Raw genomic sequence first — 1,663 nt, forward strand, 5'->3', positions numbered from 1 at the left:
ACGGGGATTCTCCTTGACCAGGTGTATACCGGAAAAATGATGTATGCGCTCTTTGATCTTATCGAAAGAGACTACTTCGCACCGCAGAGCAAAATACTGGCTGTGCATACCGGGGGACTGTTCGGTTTACTGGGACTGAAGAGGGACTCTTTTACAATGCCCCAGGCGGAAATTTCGTAATGCAGGAAAAGAGCGGCTCTTTTTTTAATTTCCTCTATAAAATATTTTCAATGACTGAGGAGAGATTGATAAATTCATTGTATATGCACCGGCAATTATATTGCATATAAAATGAATTTATCTAAGTTTGTTTTCGGAGGAAATGTAATGTATAACTTATCAGTTTCATCAGAAAACGTTCACAAAGCTCTCGGTAAGCATATCCTGGCAGACGGATATGACCTTGTTTTTGACATGGAAAAAAGTAGCGGGGTCTACATGTACGACTCAAAGTACAAGAGAAAAATGCTTGACTTTTTTACCTGCTTCGCATCTGTCCCTATTGGCTATAATCACCCGAAAATGCTGGAGGATGAGGAGTTTAAGAAAAACCTGATGCTGGCGGCTTTAAGCAATCCATCTAATTCAGACATATACACCCAACAATACGCTGAATTTGTAGAAACCTTTGCCCGCATAGGCATACCGGATTACCTGCCCCATGCTTTCTTTATTGCAGGCGGCGGGCTGGGAATTGAGAATGCCCTGAAGACCGCGATGGACTGGAAAGTTCAGAAAAACTTCAGGAAAGGTCATTCTGAAGAGAAAGGGTTTAAGGTAATCCACTTCGAACATGCTTTTCATGGCCGAACCGGATACACGATGAGTCTTACTAATACACACCCGGATAAAACGAAATGGTACGCGAAGTTTAACTGGCCGCGGATCTCCACTCCTTTTGTCCACTTCCCGCTCACCCAGGAAAAACTCGATGACCTGATCCTGCGCGAAAGCCGCGCAATTGATCAGATCAAGCAGGCCTTTGCGGAGAATAAGGACGACATCTGCGCAATTATCATTGAGCCGGTACAGGCAGAAGGCGGCGATAATCATGTCAGACCTGAATTTCTTGAACAGCTGCGGACACTCGCCGATGAAAATGAGTGTTTTCTGATATACGATGAGGTGCAAACAGGAGTTGGCCTGTCAGGCAAGTTCTGGTGCTACGAACACTTTGGTGAGAAAGCACGGCCCGACGCGATCGCTTTTGGAAAAAAAATGCAGGTCTGCGGGATGCTTGTCGGAAACAAGGTTGATGAAATAGAACATAATGTGTTCAACGTCTCCTCCCGCCTCAACTCGACATGGGGAGGCAACCTGGTTGATATGGTGCGTGCTTCGAAGATCCTCCAGATCATCGAAGAAGACAAACTGGTTGAGAATGCAGCCAGCACCGGCCTTTATCTTCAGAATTGCCTTAAAGAGCTTTCCCAGAATTTCCCGGTCATATCCAACGTACGCGGCCGGGGTTTACTTACAGCGTTTGACTTTCCCGATACGCTTACAAGGGATAAATTTATCAGAAAAGGGATTGAAAAAAATGCCATGTTCATCGGCTGCGGCACCCATTCCATCAGGTTCAGGCCAGCCCTCATCATAGAAAACGAACATATTGACCAGGGGATGGAGATTATGGAGGCGGCGCTTAATGAGTTACGTTAGA

The 1,663-nt window shown here is 45.5% G+C and carries 1 protein-coding gene and 1 pseudogene; both read left to right on the forward strand.

From position 1 onward, the window contains the following. Nucleotides 1–180: pseudogene (locus DDR33_RS26585) on the forward strand (hypothetical protein); the annotation flags it as partial. Nucleotides 181–291: 111 nt separating this feature from the next. Beyond that, nucleotides 292–1,662 carry an L-lysine 6-transaminase gene (lat, locus tag DDR33_RS04485; protein ID WP_238387662.1) on the forward strand — a complete coding sequence of 457 codons (1,371 nt, stop codon included), beginning with the start codon at nt 292–294 and terminating at the stop codon, nt 1,660–1,662. Nucleotide 1,663: the final 1 nt, after the last annotated feature.

The sequence above is a fragment of the Pararcticibacter amylolyticus genome, assembly GCF_003130405.1.
Lineage (GTDB): Bacteria > Bacteroidota > Bacteroidia > Sphingobacteriales > Sphingobacteriaceae > Arcticibacter > Arcticibacter amylolyticus.